Source organism: Halobacterium salinarum DSM 3754 (assembly GCF_008124605.1).
In the GTDB taxonomy this organism is placed as follows: domain Archaea; phylum Halobacteriota; class Halobacteria; order Halobacteriales; family Halobacteriaceae; genus Halobacterium; species Halobacterium salinarum.
This window is the reverse complement of sequence record NZ_VRYN01000001.1, coordinates 781,676-803,803: the sequence shown is the minus strand read 5'-3', so window position 1 is coordinate 803,803 and position 22,128 is coordinate 781,676. Positions and strand designations below refer to the sequence as shown.

Here is a 22,128-nt window from a genome sequence, read left to right as displayed (position 1 = left end):
AAAGCGTGGCGTTGTTACTCGTCGTCGCCGTCAGCGCCCAGCAGCTCCGCGACAGGCTCCTCGCCGTGTTCGTCGATCGCGACGTTGAGCTGCGCGACAGCCTCCGAGACCTCCTTCCCGCGGACGGTGACGCGCTTGCGCTCGCCGTCCTCGTCGGGGTTGAATCCAGCGCCCCCCTCCAGCAGGACTTCCATGAGGTCGCTGCCGTCGACGTCCTCCCGCATCGGCCGGCCGGCGTCGTCGCTGCCGCCCGTGATTTCGACGGTGTACCCGTCGAGGCCGACGGCACCGCCATCAACCGCAGCGCCGATCTCGCGACCGATGAATCGGTTCGCGTCCTGTCCGTCAACCTCGAATTGGTAGGTGCGTCCCGACTCGGGGTCGGCGACGGCGACCTGGAACGTAGCCATGCGTGCAACCAGTCCGGCGTGATTCAAAAACCCGTCGAAGCCGCCCAGGAGCGACGCTAACGGGGTTCAGACACACTGCCGGGGGATCACCCCGAGAAGCGGCCGGTGAAACGCACCGGTCGTGTCGCGCCGCGGCGGCGCAAACGACACCACGACACCCGTCGGATCAGCTTAGAACGGGTAGTCGCGGGTCTCGCGCTGAATGCTCACCCACTTCTCCTGGGTGAACTCGTTGAGGACGTACTCGCCGTTGTACCGGCCGAGCCCGGAGTTCTTGTACCCGCCGAAGGGAAGGTGGGGCTCCTGGTTGACGGGCTGATCGTTGATGTGGATCATGCCGGTGTCGATGCGGTCGGCGATGTCACGCGCCCGACCGGTGTCGCCCGCGTGCACGCTGCCCGAAAGCCCGTACTCGGTGCTGTTTGCGATCTCCACGGCTTCGTCGTCATCGGAGAACGGGATCACCGGCGCGACCGGCCCGAAGTGCTCGTTGCACGCCGCCGCCATGTCGTTGGTGGCGTCCGAGAGCACGGTCGGCTCGACGACGAGACCGTCGTGGTCCCCGCCGGTCTCGAGCGTCGCGCCCGCGTCGACGGTCCGCTCGATGTAGTCCAGGATCTGATCGCGCTGGCTCTCGTCGATGATCGGGCCAACGACCGTGTCGGCGTCGTGGGCCGTCCCGGTCGGCAACGCGGCCGCACGCTCCGTGAGGCGCTCGACGTACTCGTCGTAGACGTCCTCGTGGACGACGTGGCGGTTGATCGAGATGCAGATCTGCCCGGAGTGCAGGAACGATCCGAAAACCCCGCTGTCCACGGCGTCGTCGAGGTCCGCGTCCTCCGTGACGATGTGGACGTTGTTCCCACCGAGCTCCATCGCCGGTAGCGCGAGGTTCTCGCCGGCTGTCGCAGCGACCTGGCGGCCGATCGCGGTCGACCCAGTGAACGAGATCACGTCGGCGTGGGGGTGACCGGCGATCCGGTCACCGATCTCGCTGCCCTTCCCCGTGACGACGTTGAACACGCCCTCGGGCAGCCCCGCAGCCTCGAACACCTTCGCGATGAGCAGGCCGCCGGTCACCGGCGTGTTCGACGCCGGCTTGAGCACGACGCTGTTGCCGGCCGCAACCGCCGGCGCGACCGCGCGGATCGAGAGGTTCAGCGGGAAGTTCCACGGCGAGATGATCCCCACAACGCCCTGGGGCTCACGCACCACGATGTTCTCCTTGCCCTCAACCACGGACTGCTTGTGGTCGCCGTTCATCCGCGTCGGGAACGACGCCGCCTCGTCGGTGATCCCGACCGACGCCTCGAATTCGGCCGCGCCCTTCGTGTACGTGGTTCCGGACTCCGTCGCCAGCAGGTCGACGACCTCGTCGCGATGGGATGCGAGGATCTCGCTCGCCGCCGCAACGATGCGCGCACGCTCCTGGGGCGGCGTGTCAGCCCACTCCGTCTGTGCGTCCGCGGCGGCCTCGTAGGCGGCGTCGACGTCGTCAGTCGTCCCGGCTGGGATCTCAGTGAACAGCTCGCGTGTCGATGGGTCATCGACTTCGAGCGTCCCCCGATCTCCCGGCGGGACGTACTCACCGTCGATGTACTGTACGTTCCAGTCGACGTCACCGAAGTCAAGGTCGGACATCAACGTGTAATTGGGGACGAGCCACCCTAACCCTTGGCCCCGCGGCGGATACCGAGTGTTGAAGCGCGAACCACACTTCGACCCACCGACGCACCCAAGCAGCGCCCGGCAGTACACTCCCACGATGGACCTTCGGTTCCTCGGCGGCGCACGCGAAGTCGGCCGGAGTGCCCTGCTCGTCGACGAGTCCCTCCTGCTTGACTTCGGGACGAAGGCCGACACGCCACCCCAGTTCCCGGTGTCGACGCCCACGCCGGACGCCGTCGTGGCGAGCCACGGCCACCTCGACCACGTCGGCACGATCCCCGCACTGCTCTCCGGCACGCACAGGCCCCCGATCCATTGGACGCCACCGACGTACGAGCTCGCGCTCACACTCGCGCGCGACACCCTGAAGCTCCACGGCGGAACGTACCACTGTCCGTTCATCGAGAACGACATCAAGCGCGTCACGGAGGTCTCCCGCACCCACGGGTACGGCGTCCCCTTCGACGCCGCAGGCTACGAAGTCACGTTCTACAACGCGGGCCACGTTCCGGGCAGCGCGCACGTCCTCGTTGACGACGGCGACACCCGGCTGCTCTACACGGGGGATTTCCACACGACCGATCAACGCCTCGTCTCGGGGACGACCGCACGCCCCGAGGCCGACGTGGTCGTCTGTGAAAGCACGTACAGCGACGTGACCCACGACGACCGGGACAGCGTCGAGGCGCGGTTCGCGGAGAGCGTCAAGACGACGCTGTGGGAGGGGGGCACGGTCGTCGTCCCGGCGTTCGCCATCGGACGCACCCAGGAGCTGCTGCTCGTCTGTGACGCCCACGACATCCCCTGTTACGTCGACGGGATGGGGAAACGAGTCACCGAGATGCTCCTCCAATACCCCGGGTTCGTCCGTGACGGCGATGCGCTCCGGCGCGCGAAGTCCCACGCCAGGTTCGTGACGGGCCGGGACGGACAACGCAAACGCATCGCCGACCAGCAAGCTGCGATCGTCACGACCAGCGGCATGCTCTCTGGCGGTCCCGCGATGACGTACATCCCCGAGATCCGATCGAACCCCGTCAACAAGATCGCGATGACCGGCTATCAGGTCGCCGGCACCCCGGGGCGGTCGCTCATCGACTCGGGGCGCGCGGAGATCGACGGCCGAGTGCTGCCCGTGAGCGCACAGGTCGAACAGTACGACTTCTCCGCGCACGCCGACCACGCCGGCCTGCGCGCCTTCCTCGACGACTACCGGGACGCCACCGTGCTCGTGAACCACGGCGACGACTGTGCGGCGTTCGCGGACGCCCTTCGTGACGCAGGGTTCACCGCACGTGCCCCCGAACGGGACAACACCTGTCCGGTCTGACAACCACTAAGAACGCCGAGCATAGCCTTAACTTGCGGCCACGCATACCCCGCAGACATGACCGACGGTCAACACGACGCCAGCGAAGAACGCGCGCACCTCGACGACGTCGAGGACGGCGCTGGCTGCACGGAGATCTGGGAACGGCTCTCCGGTCACCGGGCGGACGCCGCCGACCCCGACCGCTGATCCGCCACAGATGGTAAACGTTTAACCGCACCACGCCCTCACGTGTACTCGTGGGCCGATAGCTCAGCCCGGCAGAGCGTCTGGCTTTTAACCAGACGGTCGAGGGTTCAAATCCCTCTCGGCCCGTTCGACCGCTGTTCTCCGTGACCGACTCAGTTCGCGCGCGTCAGCCACGCCACACCCACACCAACTGCGATCGCGGCGACGGCCCCACTGATCTGGAACGCTGTCACCGCACCACCGGGACCGTACTGCCACGGCATCCCGACAAGCGTCGCTGCGCCGACCAGCGCAACGAACGCCCCGACACTAACTCCCAGAACATCTAGCGTGTCTGCAGCGCCGTTCATACCGACCCAGTCACCACCGATTAGGTTAACCCTGACGGATCGCCGCCCTCAGTACCGCGACGGGAGGAACGAGAACATGACCAGCAACACCGCGGCCGCGCCGGAGAAGATCGTAACCCCACGCAGTCCGTCCATGCGCTCGGCGAAATACTCCTGTGCCTCCACATCGCTCGCGTAATCCTCGTGATCGGTCGTCAACTCAAGCACAGGCTCGCCGCTGGACCCCGACTCGATGTACGCCGTATACTCGGTGTCCTGCACGTCAGTGGTCTCGCCACTGCCGAACTCCAGCTCGTTCGTCCGCGGCGCGAACCACTCGACGGTCACCGCTGACTCCGACACCGACGCCACCGCGGTCTCGTTGTCGTTGCCATCGTAGGTGACCGCGTCACCGACGCTGAACGCCAAGACGTCCTGCTCGGGGAGATACTCCTCGCGGGGCACGAGCGTCTGCGTCTCCCCCTCGGGCACGATCACGTACGTGGTCCCGTTGCGCTCGACGGTCGGCCGATCGACCGACTGCACCTCCCGCAGCTCGAACGCCCCCACGGACGCGTTCGTCACACGCACCGTATAGTTCTGCCCGGACACCGCCACCGAATCGTTTGCACTCCACGTCGCCGTGTATCGCGCCGATTCGTTCTCCCACGTCGCTGTCGCGGACTGCGCGGACACCTCCGAGAACGTATACTCGGTCCCCGACATCACGCGCTGCTCGCCCTGCGTGATGCTGTACTCCGGATCATCCAGCGACACGGACGGCTGCTCTGCCGCCCCAAGTAACGTGTACGACCCCACCGCAAACACAAGGAAAATCGCGACGGATACCACCGCAGCACGTCGTTGCATACTCGAACCCTTGGGAGGGGTGCGTATAATCGTTACTTTCCGCGGCCACAACGAGCCACCCCACGCGCGGGCCGAACACCCCGGGTATAGCCACCCGATTCACCGCGCCACGACCACTGCCGACTGTGTTGCCACTCGAACCGTCGCTCGCTGCTGAAAAGCCAAGGGCCGGATTTGAACCGGCGATGAGCGGCTCTGCAGGCCGCCGCGTTAGGCCGAACTCTGCCACCTTGGCACACGACTACGTACCGGTGTCCCGCCAATAAACGTAGCGGTCTCCAGTCAAAACTGCAAAAAGCCCCGAACAGCACCGCTGCTGTTCGAAGCATGAACGAGAGTATGAATAGTAGGCGGCGAACCGGATTTCCCAGAGGCTCGCGCACTCCAGTACTGACCGGAACGCAGGCGGGCTTATCTTCCGTGTTCGGGATGGGTACGGGAGTAACCCCACCGCTATGGCCGCCTTAATACCGACCAACGGAATCGAACCGTTGTACGCCGACGTCGGCGGACGTCCGTATGTAAGTGCAATCCAGTAAACGCCTGGACTCGACCACGTATGTGGTGAGTGCATGAGTGTGTGGCATTGACCTGTTAGTGCTCGCGGGCTAAACGTCTCGTTGCCTCGACGCGTACACCCCAAGTCTATCGAACTCGTCTTCTACGAGCGGTCTCAGTGGTGCTTCTTTTCCAGGTGGGTTTCGAGCTTAGATGCATTCAGCTCTTACCCCGTGGTGCGTAGCTGCTCGGCACATGCCCTCTCGGACAACCGATACACCAGTGGCACCCGTTCGTAGTTCCTCTCGTACTATACGAACGTTCCTGTCAAGCACCAAAACACCCCCAATAGATAGCAGCCGACCTGTCTCACGACGGTCTAAACCCAGCTCACGACCTCCTTTAATAGGCGAACAACCTCACCCTTGCCCGCTTCTGCACGGGCAGGATGGAGGGAACCGACATCGAGGTAGCAAGCCACTCGGTCGATATGTGCTCTTGCGAGTGACGACTCTGTTATCCCTAAGGTAGCTTTTCTGTCAGCAATTGGCCGCATCAAGCAGCCTAATTGGTTCGCTAGACCACGCTTTCGCGTCAGCGTCCCTCGTTGTGTAGGACACTGTCAGCCTATCTTATGCTCTTGCACTCTTCGCCGAGTCTCTGACTCGGCTGAGATAGGCTTAGGGCGCGCTCGATATCTTTTCAAGCGCGTACCGCCCCAGTCAAACTGCCCGGCTACCGGTGTCCTCCTCCCGGAGTGAGGGTCACAGTCACTGACGGGTAGTGTTTCATGTGTGACTCGGTGGCGTGCTAGCGCACGTACCTGTGTAACGTCTCCTACCTACTCTGCACATCAGCGACCGTGTCCCAGCGACAGCCTGCAGTAAAGCTCTATAGGGTCTTCGCTTCCCCTTGGGGGTCTCCAGACTCCGCACTGGAACGTACAGTTCACCGGGCCCAACGTTGGGACAGTGAGGCTCTCGTTGATCCATTCATGCAAGCCGCTACTGAAGCGGCAAGGTACTACGCTACCTTAAGAGGGTCATAGTTACCCCCGCCGTTAACGGGTCCTTCGCCCCATTGTACTGGGTGTTCAGATACCCGCACTGGGCAGGATTCAGTGACCGTACGCGTCCTTGCGGATTTGCGGTCACCTATGTTGTTATTAGACAGTCGGAGCCTCCGAGTCACTGCGACCTGCCTCATTGCGAGGCAGGCATCCCTTATCGCGAACTTACGGGACTAACTTGCCGAATTCCCTAACGTCGGTTATTCCCGACAGGCCTTGGCTTCCTCTGCCAGAGCACCTGTGTCGGATCTCGGTACGAACACCGTACTCGCCTTTTCACGGGCCCCAGATTGACTTGAGTTTCCCTGTTCCGACGTTCGTTCGCTTCCTGCCATTACGGCTTCCACGAACTTCGACGGTTCGACCGGGCGAATGCCCGGCTCAAGCTGCTCCGAGGCGTCGACTTTCAATGTACGGTGGCACTGGAATATTAACCAGTTTCCCTTTTGACCCGCTCGAATTACGACGGGCCTTAGGATCGGCTAACCCTCGGCTGATAAGCATTGCCGAGGAACCCTTGCTCTTTCGGCCATCGGGATTCTTACCCGACTAACGCTGCTACTATGGCCAGGATTTTCTTTTCCACTCGGTCCACTCGAGTTCTCACCCGAGCTTCCACCCGAACAGAATGCCAACCTACTGGATCACGGTGTTACCCGTGCCGTTAGGTCTCGGTGGCGAACTTGAGCCCCGATCATTTTGGGCGCCTCGAACCTCGGCCGGTAAGCTGTTACGCTTTTCTTAGAGGGTAGCTGCTTCTAAGCTCACCTCCCGGCTGTCTAGGGCTCGAGACCACCTTCAATCGCACTTAGCTCGCACTTTGGGACCTTAACCTAACTCTGGGTTGTCTCCCTCACGGTGCACAGGCTTACCCCGCACACCGGATTCCCTGCGTCGACGGCGTCCGTAGGTTTGGAGTTTGACAGGGGAGACAACTCCTCTCGGAGTTGAACTCCCCAATCGGTCGCTCTACCCCACGAACTACCTCGGCAGAGGTCATGCTTCGACATGTTTCGGTTGGAACCAGCTGTTGCCCGGTTCGATGGGCCTTTCACCCCTACACGTAGGTCACGGGAGGGTGTTGAAAGACACCAACCCTAACAGGCCTCCACATGGCTTTCGCCATGCTTCACCTTGCCCACGCGTAGATCACCGGGTTTCGGGTCGTGCCCGTTTGACTCCCCGCGCTTGAACACGGTGGCCCTCGCAATGCTGCGGCCATATTGGTTTCCCTACGCCTTCCCGGATACTCCGGTTAGACTCGTCAAACAGGCACACTCCCTGGCTCGTTTTTCAAAACGTACGACGGAACATCGGCTCCTCTCAGGTCCTACCATGAGTTTGCACTCAAGTCGTTCCCAGAGAGGCCTTTTATGCCCCGTCGCTCCATCGCCACCTGATTTCAAGCCCTATTTCACCCCCCTTTGTGGGGTGCTTTTCAGCGTTCGTTCACACTACTTGTTCACTATCGGTCTCGGAGAGTACTTAGTCTTGGCAGTCGATGCCTGCCACATTCACGAGGGATTTCCAACCCCCGCTACTCTGGAGCTGACGCACGTCGTACTGGTCCGTGATACGGGGCTGTCACCCTGTATCGCGCTCCGTTTCAGGAGACTTCACACGAACGGTCAAACGATGAAAGTCAGTCCGAACACCACATTGCCCGAAGGCTTCGGTTTGGACTGTGCCGCGTTCATTCGCCATTACTAACGGCGTCTCATTCGATTTCTCTTCCTGGCCGTACTGAGATGCTTCAATTCCGGCCGTTCCCCATTGCGCAAGGCAATTGTTATAGGGATTCCCATTAGGAGATCCTGAGTTCTTAGCCTCCGTGCGGCTCCCTCAGGCTTATCGCAGCTTGGCACGTCCTTCGTCGGCATCCGAGCCGAGCTATCCACCAGGTGGCACAGTAGCCACGTTGGTTGTCGACTGCAAAGCAGTCGACGAATATGGTACTCAACCACACGAAGTGGTCGAGATGTTGGCTGTAAACAGCCAACGACGATGAATGCTCACCACACAATGGGTGAGCGCTGTTAAGTCACGGATGTGACTAACAGTCGGTACTCGACCACGGTGGTCGAGTCCAGTGAGCGCCTGGATTGCACTTACACACGGCCGTCATCGCACGTCCCTAGGTGAACAGGGAGCGTGCATCGACCCTTCCCACTCGCACTTTCGCGGAGTGGTGCATCAGTCTTCGTCGCGATTCATCGTTGCCCCGTCTCCCACTTAAGGGACACGATCCAAGATGAACCCCGAACGGGATGGACCCACTGGGATTCGAACCCAGGGCATCCTCCTTGCAAAGGAGGCACTCTACCACTGAGCTATGGGCCCACCTCCCGATTGGGAGGGTATGTTAGCCTTGATGGTTTGTAAGTGCCCAACTGGGCACGACGGCGTCGTTCGGTGAGCTGGAGCGTCGCTCCAGTCTCGGACGTTAGGAGGTGATCCAGCCGCAGATTCCCCTACGGCTACCTTGTTACGACTTAATCCCCCTTGCGGAGCCCAGATTTGACCAGCGCATGCCGGCCTCATCCGAACCCCACTCGGGTGATTTGACGGGCGGTGTGTGCAAGGAGCAGGGACGTATTCACCGCGCGCTGCTGACACGCGATTACTACCGAATCCAGCTTCATGAGGGCGAGTTTCAGCCCTCAATCCGAACTACGATCGAGTTTAGGAGATTAGCGCCTCCTCTCGGAGTGGCTTCCCATTGTCTCGACCATTGTAGCCCGCGTGTTGCCCAGCCCATTCGGGGCATACTGACCTACCGTTGCCCGTTCCTTCCTCCGCTTTGGCAGCGGCAGTCCACCTAATGTACCCAGCTACCCAAAGGGTACTGCTGGCAATTAGGAGTGCGGGTCTCGCTCGTTGCCTGACTTAACAGGACGCCTCACGGTACGAGCTGACGGCGGCCATGCACCTCCTCTCAGTAGCCTCGGGTAAGGTCATCAACCTGACCGTCATTACTACTGTCGGGGCTGGTGAGATGTCCGGCGTTGAGTCCAATTAAACCGCAGGCTCCTCCGGTTGTAGTGCTCCCCCGCCAATTCCTTTAAGTTTCATCCTTGCAGACGTACTTCCCAGGCGGTCCGCTTCTCGGCTTCCCTACGGCACAGCGCAGGCTCGTAGCCTGCGCCACACCTAGCGGACATCGTTTACAGCTAGGACTACCCGGGTATCTAATCCGGTTCGAGACCCTAGCTTTCGTCCCTCACTGTCGGATCCGTTCTCCTGAGGCGCTTTCGCCACCGGCGGTCCGTCCAGGATTACAGGATTTCACTCCTACCCCAGACGTACCCCTCAGGTCTTCCGGTCCCAAGCTGAACAGTTTCCGCTGGACGCCTGCCCGTTAAGCGGACAGATTTCCCAACGGACTTGTTCAGCCAGCTACGGACGCTTTAGGCCCAATAAGATCGGCCATCACTCGGACTGCCGGTATTACCGCGGCGGCTGGCACCGGTCTTGCCCAGTCCTTATTCGTGCACCACCTTACGGTGTACAAAAGTGAAGGCTCTATGCCTTCACACTCGGAGTCCCCTTATCGCACTTTCGTACAGTGTAAAGGTTTCGCGCCTGCTGCGCCCCGTAGGGCCCGGAATCTTGTCTCAGATTCCGTCTCCGGGCTCTTGCTCTCACAACCCGTACCGATTATGGGCACGGTGGGCCGTTACCCCACCGTCTACCTAATCGACCGCAGCCGCATCCTGTGGCGCCGGAGCGTTTCCGGCTTTGCCCCTTCCAGGAGCAAAGCGTTATCGGGGATTAGCCTCAGTTTCCCGAGAGTATTCCCGTCCACAGGGTAGCTTGGCCACGTGTTACTGAGCTTTCCGCTGCGGGTCTAAACCCGCACAACTAGCATGGCTAAATCGGACTCCGATAGCAATGGCCTCCGGCAGGATCAACCGGAATTTGCTGGGATGGTTCCCAGCGACCAAGACTATCAAGTCTTGGTTTGGCGGGGACACGTAATGTGTCCCTTAGCACACGACGTATCGTCGTGGCCAGTTGGATGTCACCAAACCATCAAGGCTAACATCAGATTCCATCTTTACGGCGGACCGCAGGTGTGGAATCCTCATTCCTTCGGACCAGATCGTAGAGTTCGACGGGTCATAAACCCATCGGACTCCGATCAGTCCAAGACGACGTTCGCATTTCCCCGAACGCCCCGTTATTACTTAAGGGCATCGAATCACGCTCGAATCGAGCGTGACGTTTGCCCACCAGGGCGGCGAGGAACACGCGTTAACCACCTGGGAGAACCAGGCAGCCACATTGTCGTTCGCAATTCCTCGTAACGCCCGTTATTACTTAAGGGCATCGGATCACACTCACTGAGAGTGAGACCGACACCATGGAGAGCGTCGAAGAGATGCATCAGCCACCCGGACGAACCGGATAGCCTCATTGTCGTTCGCATCTCATCAGAACACCCGTTATTACTTAAGGGCATCGAATCGAGTTCGGCCGAACGCCGAACCGATCGGCGGAGTCATGCGTCGGCCACCCGTGTAACCGGGCGGCCCCATTGTCGTTCGCATTCCACCGAAGTACCCTGTTGTACTTAAGGGCATCGGACTGAACCCAGTCGGGTTCCGTCCGAACGGGACGAGGGGGCGTCAATCAGTGGCGTCGGGTGCACCGAGCCACCTCACGTCGTTCGCATCTCATCCGAGTGGTGGGGTACATAAAACACCGTCGAACCAGCAGCGCTTCGTGATGGCGGCCCACACCAGGGACACACGCCACAGCGTATTGCGTAGGCGGAGGTCGGCCGGTCATCCCGCGCGAGTGCGTTCGGTCGGGCCGAGTGGTACCCACGCGGGTGCGTGTTGGGTTGGGGCGTTGTAAGCAGTTTCGCCGGAGCTACGTCTCGCGGTGGTCGATGCCCTGCTTGGAGACGTTTGCCTTGGTGATGTCGCCCGGCATCCAGTCGGGTTTGTCGTCGGGAGCGGTTTCCTCCCACGCCCACGCTTCGTAGATGTGGATCTTGTCGGTCCCCTTCTCCCGGAGTTCGATTCGGTTGCGGTCGGCCTCGGACTCCGACTCACCGACATCGTCGAGGCGACGCGCCGCTTTGAGTGCTGCCTGTCGCGGCGTGTTTCCACTGAAGACACTGGGCTCGGTCCCGTCGTCGGTGCGGAGTGCGAAGTTCCGCTTGCCGTCCTCACGTACCATGGTTTCTTCGTGGGATGCAAACACAAGGCCGGAGGATAAATATGTCGGCGATTCTTGGCGTTCGCTTATAAGCAGGCCGGAATGATCGGCACGCGGCGGGGGGATGCGTGGCCACAACGCAACAGGATCGACGGGCGTCGGCCAGCCCCACCCGGAGACACGGGAGGCGAAGCATTCAACCAAGTCGCCGACGCAGACGACGGTGAGAACGCCCCCAATGTATGGACTGCTAAAATCCGCACTGTTCGGACTCCCACCGGAGACCACACACGAGATAACCACGAGTGCCCTCCGGGTTGCACAACGCGTGGGCGCACACCGTGCGTACGCGAAACAGTTCACCGTCACCGATCCGCGACTGTCGGTCGATGCCTTCGGGCAGACGTTCCCGAACCCCGTGGGCATGGCCGCCGGCTTCGATAAGAACGCCGAGATACCGCGCGCGCTTGCCGGGCTGGGGTTCGGGCATATCGAGGTGGGCGCGGTGACCGCCGAGCGACAGCCGGGGAACGACCGGCCACGGCTGTTTCGCCTGCCGGATGACAACGCGCTGGTGAACCGAATGGGGTTCAACAACGAGGGCGCGGACACCGTAGGGGCGCGGTTGGACGCCGAGCCACTGCCCGACGTTCCGGTGGGCGTGAACATCGGGAAATCCAAGACCACGCCGCTGGCGGACGCCCCCGACGACTACACGTACACGTTCAGCCGTGTCGGCGACGCCGTCGACTACGTCGTCGTGAACGTCTCCAGCCCGAACACCCCCGGTCTCCGGGAGTTGCAGGGCCGCGACCAGCTGGCGGCGATCTTGGAGGCCTTGCAGGACGCTGGTGCCAGCCCGTTGTTGGTGAAGCTGTCCCCGGACCTCCACCAGGACGCGGTGGCTGACGCCGTCGAGTTGGCCAACGACCTCGATCTCGACGGGATCGTTGCGACGAACACGACGACCGAGCGCCCGGAATCGTTGAGCCACCCACACGCCGGCGAGCAGGGCGGGCTGTCCGGAGCGCCGATCCGTGAGCGCGCGACCGAGCAGGTGCGGTTCGTCGCGGAGCGCACCGACCAGCCGGTCGTGGGCGTTGGGGGCGTCGCGACGGCCGAGGACGCCTACGAGAAGATCCGCGCGGGCGCAAGCGTGGTGCAGTTGTACACGGCGTTGGTGTACGAGGGGCCGTGGGTTGCAAAACGGATCAACGAGGGGTTGGTGTCGTTGCTCGAACGCGACGGGTTCGACAGCGTCGAGGACGCCGTCGGTGCGGACCTGTAGCTAACGGAGCGCGTCGAGTTCGAACTCGAAGCCGGCGACCGGCACTTCGACGTCGTGTTCGACGATGACGCCGGGGTGGAGTTCACCGATGACGCCGGCCGGCTGGCCGTCGATCTCGATGGTGGCGGCGCGCCCGTCGATGAACGACGGATGGGTGGTGGGCGGCGTTTCGAGGGCGACCGCGAACTCGTCGCAAAGCGCCTGGAGGCGGGCCTTGGCGTCCTCGTAGGAGGCGTCGTTGCGGGCCAGCACGGCGGCGACGGTGCGGCGTTCGGCGACCCCGGTCTGGGTGTCGCCGTCGGCGTGGGCGGCGAACCCGACTTCGGCGAGGTCCTGCGGATACGCGTGGTGGGTGTTCGTCTCCAGAACCATCGCCAGCGAGGGCAGCGCCCACGTGCGAAGGATCGTGAAGTCCTGGCTGTAGGGTTCGGCGATGGTGGCCGGCTGGGCCGCGCCGACCGCGTCGTGGTCGGGGGTCAGCCGCATGCGGTCGAAGTTCTCGGCCTCGCTGGTCATGTTGAAGTTCAGGAGGTCCTCGAACCCGAGCCCGACGAGCGCCTGTCGCACCGAGCGTTCGAGGCGCGAGGATTCGGTGCGGCCGCCGATGGTGTTGACGTCGGGATAGCGGGGCGTGAGGTCGTTGAAGTCGTACGCGCGCCCGAGGTCGTCGACGACGTCGACGGGGTGGCGGACGTCGACGCGGTAGGGCGGGATTTCGACGTCGTAGCCGTCGTCGGTCGGGGTGGCGTCGAGGCCGGCGCGTTCGGCGAGATCGACGACCGCCTCGGTGGTGAACTCGACGCCGAGCAGCGTCTCGATCCGGTCGTGGCTGACGTGTTTGGTGCGGACCGCGAAGTCGGGGCGGTGGAGCTCGCGGTCGGGGTAGTCGACGGTGACGTCCTCGATGGTCGCCCCACGGGCGTCCAGCGCGTAACAGATGATGGCGCACATCCGGTCGATGGTCCACTGGTCGGTGCCGGTGAGTTCGACGAACAGCTCCCGGGAGTCGGTGGTGACCTCGGTGCGGCGGCCGTTGATGACCGGCGGGAAGCTGAACAGCCCGATGTCGTCGTAGATCGCTGGGTAGGTGTCGTGGTCGGCCAGGAGGTCGGCGTACGTCTCGCCGGTGGGGTGTTCGGTGAGCACGTCGGCGGGCGTGCGTTCGGCGTCGTCGTCGAGCGGGACGAACGTGTCGCCGTCGGGGTCGATGCCCGTGTACGTGAGCGAGCGTGCGGCGGTGCCGTCGCCGTCGACGGTGTCGCCTTTGAGCATCGCGAGGTCGTGGATGCCGATGGCGCCCTTCGCTCGCTTGCGGCCCATCGTGGCGTGCAGTTTCTCCTGGAGCTGGATGAGCGAGTCCAGGGCGTCCGCGTCGAGGTCGACGCCCCGGATCACGGCGCCGGTGACGTACGGGCGATCCGCGGGGACGTCGGTGACGTCGATCGCCCACTCCGGGGCGTTGGTGTCCGGGATGTCGACCCCGCGGTCGTCGCCGGCGTGGTAGCGCAGACTGCGCGCGATGCCCTCGACGGAGAGGCGGTCGAGGCGGTCGGCTTCGAACTCGAGTTTGAACTCGCCGTCCTCGGTTTCGCCCTCGTATTCGATGCCGAGCCCGAAGAGGTCCTGGCGGAGCTCGTCGTCGTCCTTGCTGCGGTGGCCGGTGAGCCGGCGGAGTTCGTCGGGGTCGATGTCGACGACGGGCATCAGTACACCACCTCCGCGTTCCGCAGGAACCCAACGTCACACAGCGTCCCGTGGACGTCCCGGATGTCCTCGAAGCCGGTCATCAGCATGAGCAGGCGTTCGAGGGCCAACCCCCACGCCATCACGTCGCCGTCGACGTCCAGCGGGTCGAGCATCTCCGGGCGGAAGATGCCGGAGTTCCCGATCTCGATGAGCTCCCCGGTCTCGGGGTGGCGGCCGAACAGTTCGAAGCTGGGCTCCGTGTAGGGGTTGTACGTGGGCTTGAACTGGAGGTCGTGGATGCCGAACTGGCTGTAGAACTCCCGGAACGTCCCCATGAGGTCCCGCACCGAGAGGTCGTCGGCCAGCACCCAGCCTTCGATCTGGAAGAACTCCAGGAGGTGGGTGGCGTCGAGAGTGTCGTTGCGGTAGGCCTTTTCGACGCTGAAGTAGCGGGCGGGGGCCTCGACGTCCGCGTCCGCGAGGCCGGCGAGGTGGCGGGCGGTGAGACTCGTCGTGTGTCCGCGGAGCGCGAGCGCACGCGCGAAGTCCTCGTCCCACGGCGAGTGGTAGCCGTCGCCGTCGTCACCGGCTCCCTCGCGGTGCGCGCGTTCGACGCGCTCGACGAGGGCGTCGGGCAGTTCGTCGATCCGCGCGGGGTTCGAGAGCGCGAACCGGTCCCAGTGGTTCCGGGCGGGGTGGTCCTGTGGCATGAACAGGCAGTCGTTGATGTAGAAGTCGGCGTCGACGTGGGGGCCGTCCATCTCCTGGAACCCCATCCCGACGAGGACGTCAGTGACGCGTTCGGCGGCCTGCCGGAGGACGTGGGGCTTCCCGGGTGTGTGGGCGGCGGCGTCGGCGGCGACGTTGTAGTCCGCGAACTCGACGTCCGCCCACTCGCCGGACGCGAGCAACTCGGGGGTGAGTGCGCCGACCTCGTCGGTGGCTTCGACGCCGGCCATCAGTTCCGTGACGCCGGCCTCGGTGAGCGTCACTGAGCGCACCGTGCGCTCGCTGACGGTCACGAGATCACGGCTGGCGAGCTGATCGAGGACGGCGTCGTCGGCGAGGGTGTCGCCGGCGGCGAGCGTGGCGAGGGCGTTCGCTTCGGGATCGTCGTCGGGGTTTGCGTCGGGGTCAGCGGCGAGTGCGCCCGAATCGATGGTGCCGTATCCCTTCCGGGCGTAGTTCGACAACGCGATGTCGACTTGAGCGCCGTCGAGTCCGGCAGCGCCGATGACGTGGCCCATCTCGACGGGAGTGTCGTCGGCACCCGCGTCGAGGGCGGCCCGGTAGAGGCGGACCTCCGGGAGTCCGTCCGTGGCGTAGGCGTGGCCTTCGTCGGTGAGCGAGACCGTCGTCGTGGTGGTCTCGGTGACGGCGACCAAGCCCTCGGCTTCGAGGGCGAGGGCCGCGCCGGCGATCGTCTCCGGCGGGTAGTCGGTGTCCGCCGCGAGGGCCTCGATGCGTTGGGGGTCGTCGGTGCTCGCTGCGTCGAGCACCGCGACCTGTTGTGTTGGGAGTTGCATGTCGTGTAGGCGTGCGTGGCAGTCAGTTATCGGTTCCGAACGACAGCGGTCCCCTGTCGGTGGGGCAACGACGCGTTAGGCGTCGAAGAAGAATCCGAACCCGGGATGCGGCGCTGTTTCGGGCCTCATGCATCGGATCTGGGGTTCGGGCACCATGTTCGGGGCGACGGGGGCGGTGGGGAAAAGCGTTCCGTCGGGGGTGGGTTACGCTGGCGGATCGTCGATGGGGCCGAGCCCGAGCGTGCGTTCGGCGGCCGCCGCAACCGCGGGGACGTGGTCGTCCGGGGTGTAGACGCCGAAGCGCCACTGGGCGCGCTGGGAGGCGAGCATGCCGTCGACGAGCGGGCTCTGTTCGTCGAGCCGGCGGGTGTCGCCGTTGACGGTGACCCGGACCGAGGACTCCGGCATCGAGGGCGCGCCGGGCGTGTCGATGACGACGGCGGTGGCGGGGACGCCGGCAGCGTCGGCGACCTGGGATTCGAGGTCGCGGACGGTCCGGTAGTCGGCGGTGGCAACGTCGTCGGGGACGGCGTCGCGTTCGGTCCAGACGGCGCGCTTGTAGAGGTCGCGGTTGCGGATGCGGCGGGCGGCGTCCTGGGTCGCGGGGCAGTCCCGGAGCACGGCGAGGAGGTCGGCGTCGGTGAACCGCGCGAACGTCTCGGCGTCGAGGTCAGTGGTGTCGAGCAGGCGGGCGCTCGCGCGGTCGAGCATCGCGCCCGCGATGCGGGAGACGTGGTGGCGGTAGACGGTGGCGTTCATGAGCGCGCGCCCGACGAGCACGCTCTCGGCGGTGGCGACGTTGCCCTCGGCGAGCACGAGGTCGCCGTCCCGGAACGTGAGCGCGCGCAGCAGCCGACCGTGGTCGATGGTGCCGTAGGGGACGCCGGTGTGGTGGGCGTCCCGCACCAGGTAGTCCATGCGATCGACGTCGAGTTCCCCGGCGACGAGTTGGCCGAGTTTGCCGTGTCCGGCGACGAGGGCGGCGACTCGGTCGGGGTCGAGACCGTGGGCCGCGAGCACGGCACCGGGCTCGCCGTTGGAGACGAGGTGGGCGACGTCGTCGTGGTGGCGGTCGAGGCGGCGCTGGATGATGCCCTCGGTCTGGTGGCCGTAGGGGCCGTGGCCGATGTCGTGGAGGAGGGCGGCGGCACGGACGGTGTCCGCGCGCGTGCCGGAGATGTCGAGGTGGGCGAGCGCGCGGTCGGCGAGGTGGTAGACGCCCAGGGAGTGCTCGAAGCGGGTGTGGTTGGCCGACGGGTAGACGAGGCGGATGGTGGAGAGTTGCTTGATGTGGCGGAGCCGCTGGACGGGTTCGGTGTCGAGCAGCGCCGCCGCGACGCCGTCGGCTTCGATGTAGTCGTGGACGCTGTCCTTGATGGCGCGCATTCGTCCGGGGCGTGGTGGGGCGGCGTCAAAGATGGTTCGACACGGTGTCGAAACGGGCTTGCGTGGACGCCGCATAGCTGTGGGCATGGATCGGCCGCGCATTGCGTTGGTGAACGCCGCACACGAGCCGGGTGAGACGGCGCGGAACTTCCGCCGGGAGTTGGACGCTGAGCTGGTGGAGTTCCACGCGAAGGGCGGGCGGGTGCCGGGGCACACGGAGTTCGATGGGGTGGTGGTCACCGGGTCGAAGTCGTCGGTCTACTGGGACGAGCCGTGGATCGAGGCGCTGTGTGACTACGTCGAGGACGTGCACGCTGCGGGGGTGCCGGTGTTGGGCGTGTGTTTCGGGCATCAGGTGCTCGCCGAGGCGCTTGGGGGGACCGTCGAGGACATGTCGGGGTTCGAGTTGGGATACCGAACCGTCGAGCGCGTCGCCGACGACCCGCTCTTCGAGGGGCTGCCGGAGTCGATGACCGCGTTCACCACCCACGGCGACGTGGTCACGGAGTTGCCGGCGGCGGCGACGCTGCTGGCGGAGAACGACTACGGCATCCACGCGTTTCGCGTGGGGCAGTCGGTCGGCGTGCAGTTCCATCCGGAGTACGACACGGAGACCGCCGAGCGCATCGCCACCGAGAAGGACGTCTCGGAGGCGCGCCGGGACGCAGTGCTGGCGGGGATCACGCCGGGGGCGTACGCGGCGGCGTGCGAGACCAAGCGGCTGTTCGAGAACTTCACACGGCGGCTCGGGCGGGGCGCAGACGGCGGAGCCAAAAACTAGCAGGGTTTTTTTACGCATTGGGTCTGAGTACCACGTATGCTCGACTACGTGGGGTTGGAGGCGGACCTCGACAGCGAGGAGCGCTTGATCCGGGACACGGCGCGGGAGTTCGTCGACGAGCACGTGCAGGACGACATCGGCGAGCACTACTTGGACGGGACGTTCCCGACGGAGCTCATCCCGGAGATGGGCGAGATGGGGTTTTACGCGCCGAACCTCGACGGCTACGGGCTGCCGAACGTGTCGGAGACGGCCTACGGCCTCCTGATGCAGGAGTTGGAGGCGTGTGATTCGGGGCTGCGGTCGATGGCGAGCGTCCAGGGGGCGCTCGTGATGTATCCGATTCACGCGTTCGGCAGCGAGGCGCAAAAGGAGCGATGGCTGCCGGCCCTGGGTGCGGGGGAGGCGGTGGGGTGTTTCGGGTTGACCGAGCCCGAACACGGCTCGAACCCGTCGGCGATGGAGACAACGGCGGAGCCGGACGGCGACGAGTACGTCCTGAACGGGTCGAAGACGTGGATCACGAACTCGCCGATCGCGGACGTGGCGGTCGTGTGGGCCAGGGACCACGGCGAGGACGGCACGCCGGTCCGGGGGTTCCTCGTGGAGACGGACCGCGACGGCGTCACCACCAACGAGATCGACGAGAAGCTCTCGCTGCGCGCGTCGATCACCGGCGAGATCAGCCTCCGGAACGTCCGCGTGCCGGCGGAGAGCCGGCTGCCCGGCGTCGAGGGGATGAAGGGGCCGTTGTCCTGTCTGACGCAGGCCCGCTACGGCATCGCGTGGGGGGCAGTGGGTGCGGCCCGCAACTGCTTCGAGACCGCACGGGAGTACGCCACCGACCGCGAGCAGTTCGACCAGCCGATCGGGGGGTTCCAGATGCAACAGGACAAGCTCGCGGAGATGGCGACACAGATCACCACGAGTCAGTTGCTCGCCCACCGGCTGGCCGGGCTCAAGGAGCGCGGTGACCTCCGGCCACAGCACGTTTCGATGGCCAAGCGCAACAACGTCCGGATGGCCCGCGATCAGGCGCGTGTCGCCCGCGAGATGCTGGGCGGGAACGGCATCACGACGGATTACCCGCCGATGCGCCACATGGCGAACATGGAGACCGTCTACACGTACGAGGGCACCCACGACATCCACACGCTGATTCTCGGCGAGGACCTCACGGGCATGCAGGCCTACCAGTAGGCGCGATCAGTCCCGCGCCGGCGGGTCGTCGCGCACGATGTTGCCGAGCAGCGCCCGGCGGTCAGCGCCCGCTCGGTAGAGGCGTTCGCGAAGCGATGCATACCCGGGCACCGAGCCGAGCGCGCCGAACACCGGCTGGAGCGCCGGGACGTCGTGGGCGAGCGTGCGCTCGATGGCTTCCCCACAGGAGTAGACGGCGTCGTCGGTGAGCAGGTGCGCGCAGTTCTCGTAGTCCTCGGGCAGCCGCGCGCGCTGATCGGGGGACAGCTCGGTGAATCCGACGAGGGCCACGTCGCCGTGGCGGGCGGCGACGTTCGCGCACCACGTGCAGAACCCGCAGTCGTCGTCGAACACCAGCCGCGGTGGGTGGTCGTGTGTTGGTGCCATGGGTGGTTAGTCGAACCGCCCCGTGATCGTGCCACATGATTCACAGACCGTGTGGATCTCGTCGCGGGCGTCCGCGAGCGTGATTTCCTGGGTGGTTTCGCCCCCGCAGTCGGGGCACTCGCGGAGCGTTTCCGTGTCGCCGGCGTCCTGTGGAGCGCCGACGGCGAGCGCCCGCACCCGTTCGTCGCCCTCGTTGACGCCGCGCTGGAATTCGCCGGGCCCGAAGCGCGCGAGTTCGCCCGCGGAGACGGCGACGTCGCCGTCGAGCGTGCGGAACGTGACCGTGCCGGTGAGCACGTAGAACACTTCTTCCTGGGCGGCGTGGGCGTGGAAGCCGTACGAGAAGCTGTCGCCGGGCGCGAGCTCGTAGACGTTCATCGCGGCGTCCGAGAGGCCGAGCGCGTCCGTCAGCGGGAGGCTGCGGGCGGCCGGGCCCATCCGGGAGTCGAGGTCGTCGAGGCGCACTGTCCGCATACGCGGGAGTGGGGGTGTCACGCGCATAAGCCTGCGGGGTCGGTGGCGTGTCGCCCGAGGGATTCATACCGGCTGCGGCCCCAGCGTGGGTATGGCAATCGACCCGCAGTTCACGGAGAACCGAGCGCAAGTAGACACCCACAAGGGACACGACGTCTGGGGGCCGGTCGAGGAACCCGAGAAGCTCGGGGTGCACGGCACCCACGTGGCGGTTGACTTCGACATCTGCCTGGCGGACGGGGCGTGCTTGGAGGACTGCCCCGTGGACGTCTTCGAGTGGGTGGAGACGCCCGACCACCCCGAAAGCGAGCGGAAAGCCGACCCGGCGAACGAGACGCAGTGCATCGATTGTATGCTTTGCGTGGACGTGTGTCCGGTGGACGCGATCGACGTCGATGCCGGGCGCGCCTAGGGCGGGGTTACGACCGCTCGATCTCGAGTTGGTCGCGGAGCTGCTGGAGCGCGTCGCTGTCGGAGATGTCTTCCAGGCGCTGTTGGAAGTGCTGCTCGCAGACGCCGACTTTGAGGCCGCTTTTCTCGACGGTGAGGTCGGCGTCCCGGTCGCAGTAGTGACACTGCATGAAGGATCGTTGGGGCTGGAGCCACCTGAACCCCACGACAGTGACACGACTGGCGGGTGTTAGTCGGCGAGGCGTGTGCGGACGGCGGCGTAGGCGTCGCGGTCGAGGCCGGCGGTGCCGAGCGTGTGGTCGTGGGCGTCGGTGCCGCCGGTGGGGATGAGGTCGTGGGTGTCGATGGCGTCGGCGACGAGTGCAGCGCCGTCGTCGGGGGCGGTGCCGACGGGGCGGTCGTAGGGGTAGTGGGCTTCGACGGCGTCGAGGGCCGCACAGAGCGCAAGCGCGTGCTGTGGGTCGTCGTATCGAAGCGGGTGCGCGAGGCCGACGAGGCCGCAGGCGTCGGTGAGGAGGTCGACGCCGGTTTCGAAGTCGGGGACGTCGCGGGCGACAAAGCAGGGGCCGTCGTTGCCGATGAGGCTGTCGAAGACGGCGTCCATGGTGTCGTAGTCGGTGTCGGGGTGGGCGGTGATGGCGCGCGCGATGTGGGGGCGGCCGAGGCCGGGCCGCGGTTCCAGCGGGAGTGAGACGCCGAGTCTGGCTTCGACGCGGTCGATGATGCGGCGGCCGCGGTCGCGGCGGTCGCGCTGGATGCGGTCGCATTCGGCGGTGAGGGCGTCGGTGCCGTGGACGCCGTAGCCGAGGAGGTCGACGCGTTGGGGGCCGGTGTCGACGCGGAGTTCGATCCCGTGGATGACAGTGATGTCGTCGCGGACGGTGACCGGGGCGTCGAGGGCGGGGTGGAGGCGGTCGTGGTCGGTGATCGCGACGGCGGTGACGCCCGCGTCGTGGGCGGCGTCGGGGACGGCGTCGATGGTGAGTGTGCCATCGGAGTTGGTGGTGTGGACGTGGAGATCCGCGTGAACCATACGGATAGGCGGTGGGCGCGGCACCTAAACGTCGTGGTCGGTGCAGCGGACGAACGTTCATGATCGACCACCCAGAATACTCTTGTGGAGCGAGCCCGATGTGTACAATCATGACGTTCAAACAGGCCGCGGACGTATTGCACGCACAGGAGTATCCGGCCAGCGCGTCGGCGATCGCGGCCGCGTGTGGGGACGTGGAACTGGAGTCCGCCGGCGGGGAGGATCTCAGAACGGTGATCGCGCGCACCGGCGTGGACGAGTTCGCGTCCGCCACCGAGGCGACGTTTGCGGTGTATGGGGCGCTGCCGGCGGCGGCGGTCGGCAGGATCGGGTACACCGACCGTGACCCGGATCCGATGGGCGTTGAGGGCAGCGATCCGGTCTCGTTTTGAGCAGTGTGTGACAACACACCGCAATGACCGATAGT

Annotated in this window: 19 protein-coding genes, 3 tRNA genes and 3 rRNA genes; 8 read left to right on the top strand and 17 right to left on the bottom strand. The window is 65.0% G+C overall.

The genetic code is table 11. The features are described from left to right. Positions 1-14 precede the first annotated feature (14 nt). Both APQ99_RS04220 and APQ99_RS04215 read right to left on the bottom strand, forming a co-directional pair. Positions 15-410, bottom strand: coding sequence for a 30S ribosomal protein S6e (locus tag APQ99_RS04220; RefSeq protein ID WP_010903878.1), 396 nt, complete (start codon positions 408-410; stop codon positions 15-17). A gap of 171 nt (positions 411-581) precedes the next feature. Beyond that, complete coding sequence (locus tag APQ99_RS04215; protein ID WP_010903877.1) at positions 582-2,051, bottom strand: aldehyde dehydrogenase family protein; 1,470 nt, start codon at positions 2,049-2,051, stop codon at positions 582-584. 124 nt (positions 2,052-2,175) lie between these two features. Between APQ99_RS04215 and APQ99_RS04210 the strand changes: the two genes are divergently transcribed. The 3 genes from APQ99_RS04210 (at position 2,176) to APQ99_RS04205 (ending at position 3,723) form a co-directional block, all read left to right on the top strand. Then, complete coding sequence (locus APQ99_RS04210; RefSeq protein ID WP_136360945.1) at positions 2,176-3,408, top strand: MBL fold metallo-hydrolase; 1,233 nt, start codon at positions 2,176-2,178, stop codon at positions 3,406-3,408. Positions 3,409-3,465: 57 nt separating this feature from the next. Beyond that, on the top strand, positions 3,466-3,597 hold the full coding sequence (locus tag APQ99_RS12925; protein ID WP_274546374.1) for a hypothetical protein: 132 nt from the start codon (positions 3,466-3,468) through the stop codon (positions 3,595-3,597). 52 nt (positions 3,598-3,649) lie between these two features. Continuing rightward, positions 3,650-3,723, top strand: a tRNA-Lys gene (locus APQ99_RS04205). 26 nt (positions 3,724-3,749) lie between these two features. Here the strand turns inward: APQ99_RS04205 and APQ99_RS04200 are convergent. From APQ99_RS04200 to APQ99_RS04165, 8 genes are all read right to left on the bottom strand, one after another. After that, positions 3,750-3,947, bottom strand: coding sequence for a hypothetical protein (locus tag APQ99_RS04200; RefSeq protein WP_010903874.1), 198 nt, complete (start codon positions 3,945-3,947; stop codon positions 3,750-3,752). Between the two features lie 48 nt (positions 3,948-3,995). After that, positions 3,996-4,796, bottom strand: coding sequence for a hypothetical protein (locus tag APQ99_RS04195; RefSeq protein WP_136360944.1), 801 nt, complete (start codon positions 4,794-4,796; stop codon positions 3,996-3,998). A 159-nt stretch (positions 4,797-4,955) separates the two neighbouring features. Then, a tRNA-Cys gene (locus APQ99_RS04190) sits at positions 4,956-5,031 on the bottom strand. A 110-nt stretch (positions 5,032-5,141) separates the two neighbouring features. After that, a 5S ribosomal RNA gene (gene rrf, locus APQ99_RS04185) occupies positions 5,142-5,263 on the bottom strand. A gap of 108 nt (positions 5,264-5,371) precedes the next feature. Further along, a 23S ribosomal RNA gene (locus APQ99_RS04180) occupies positions 5,372-8,285 on the bottom strand. 346 nt (positions 8,286-8,631) lie between these two features. Next, positions 8,632-8,703: transfer RNA gene (locus APQ99_RS04175), tRNA-Ala, on the bottom strand. A 105-nt stretch (positions 8,704-8,808) separates the two neighbouring features. Further along, positions 8,809-10,281, bottom strand: a 16S ribosomal RNA gene (locus tag APQ99_RS04170). The 16S, 23S and 5S rRNA genes sit together here with 2 tRNA genes alongside, the layout of an rRNA operon. A 957-nt stretch (positions 10,282-11,238) precedes the next feature. Beyond that, entirely contained in the window at positions 11,239-11,550 is a 312-nt protein-coding gene (locus tag APQ99_RS04165) for a non-histone chromosomal MC1 family protein (protein ID WP_010903872.1), read from the bottom strand. Between the two features lie 217 nt (positions 11,551-11,767). Here APQ99_RS04165 and APQ99_RS04160 point away from each other — a divergent pair, with 217 nt between their 5' ends. Further along, the gene (locus APQ99_RS04160) at positions 11,768-12,817 is read left to right on the top strand and encodes a quinone-dependent dihydroorotate dehydrogenase (protein ID WP_136360943.1); all 1,050 of its coding nucleotides are present in this window, start codon (positions 11,768-11,770) and stop codon (positions 12,815-12,817) included. On the opposite strand, the gene pheT is transcribed toward APQ99_RS04160, so the two are convergent. The 3 genes from pheT to APQ99_RS04145 all read right to left on the bottom strand — a co-directional run bounded on the left by pheT (position 12,818) and on the right by APQ99_RS04145 (position 17,415). Further along, complete coding sequence (gene pheT, locus APQ99_RS04155) at positions 12,818-14,521, bottom strand: phenylalanine--tRNA ligase subunit beta (protein ID WP_136360942.1); 1,704 nt, start codon at positions 14,519-14,521, stop codon at positions 12,818-12,820. After that, positions 14,521-16,029, bottom strand: coding sequence for a phenylalanine--tRNA ligase subunit alpha (gene pheS / locus APQ99_RS04150; protein WP_136360941.1), 1,509 nt, complete (start codon positions 16,027-16,029; stop codon positions 14,521-14,523). The genes pheT and pheS overlap by 1 nt, the downstream gene beginning before the upstream one ends. Before the next feature lie 204 nt (positions 16,030-16,233). Beyond that, complete coding sequence (locus APQ99_RS04145) at positions 16,234-17,415, bottom strand: HD domain-containing protein (RefSeq protein ID WP_010903868.1); 1,182 nt, start codon at positions 17,413-17,415, stop codon at positions 16,234-16,236. A gap of 85 nt (positions 17,416-17,500) precedes the next feature. Here APQ99_RS04145 and APQ99_RS04140 point away from each other — a divergent pair, with 85 nt between their 5' ends. Then, the gene (locus APQ99_RS04140) at positions 17,501-18,196 is read left to right on the top strand and encodes a type 1 glutamine amidotransferase (protein WP_136360940.1); all 696 of its coding nucleotides are present in this window, start codon (positions 17,501-17,503) and stop codon (positions 18,194-18,196) included. Between the two features lie 36 nt (positions 18,197-18,232). Continuing rightward, positions 18,233-19,396: an acyl-CoA dehydrogenase family protein gene (locus APQ99_RS04135; RefSeq protein ID WP_012289518.1), complete on the top strand. Its 1,164-nt coding sequence runs from the start codon at positions 18,233-18,235 to the stop codon at positions 19,394-19,396. Positions 19,397-19,402: 6 nt separating this feature from the next. Here APQ99_RS04135 and APQ99_RS04130 read toward each other — a convergent pair whose 3' ends face one another. After that, positions 19,403-19,783, bottom strand: a complete 381-nt coding sequence (locus APQ99_RS04130; RefSeq protein WP_136360939.1) for a thiol-disulfide oxidoreductase DCC family protein — start codon at positions 19,781-19,783, stop codon at positions 19,403-19,405. Between the two features lie 6 nt (positions 19,784-19,789). Next, a complete protein-coding gene (locus APQ99_RS04125; protein ID WP_136360938.1) occupies positions 19,790-20,257 on the bottom strand; it encodes a cupin domain-containing protein in 468 nt (155 codons plus the stop codon). A gap of 91 nt (positions 20,258-20,348) precedes the next feature. Here APQ99_RS04125 and APQ99_RS04120 point away from each other — a divergent pair, with 91 nt between their 5' ends. Beyond that, positions 20,349-20,669: a 4Fe-4S dicluster domain-containing protein gene (locus tag APQ99_RS04120; protein WP_010903863.1), complete on the top strand. Its 321-nt coding sequence runs from the start codon at positions 20,349-20,351 to the stop codon at positions 20,667-20,669. A 7-nt stretch (positions 20,670-20,676) separates the two neighbouring features. Here APQ99_RS04120 and APQ99_RS12520 read toward each other — a convergent pair whose 3' ends face one another. After that, the gene (locus APQ99_RS12520; protein ID WP_012289516.1) at positions 20,677-20,838 is read right to left on the bottom strand and encodes a DUF6757 family protein; all 162 of its coding nucleotides are present in this window, start codon (positions 20,836-20,838) and stop codon (positions 20,677-20,679) included. A gap of 59 nt (positions 20,839-20,897) precedes the next feature. Then, positions 20,898-21,701, bottom strand: a complete 804-nt coding sequence (locus tag APQ99_RS04115; protein WP_136360937.1) for a PHP domain-containing protein — start codon at positions 21,699-21,701, stop codon at positions 20,898-20,900. Positions 21,702-21,811: 110 nt separating this feature from the next. Between APQ99_RS04115 and APQ99_RS04110 the strand changes: the two genes are divergently transcribed. Then, positions 21,812-22,093 carry a DUF5789 family protein gene (locus APQ99_RS04110; protein ID WP_070807660.1) on the top strand — a complete coding sequence of 94 codons (282 nt, stop codon included), beginning with the start codon at positions 21,812-21,814 and terminating at the stop codon, positions 22,091-22,093. Positions 22,094-22,128 lie beyond the last annotated feature (35 nt).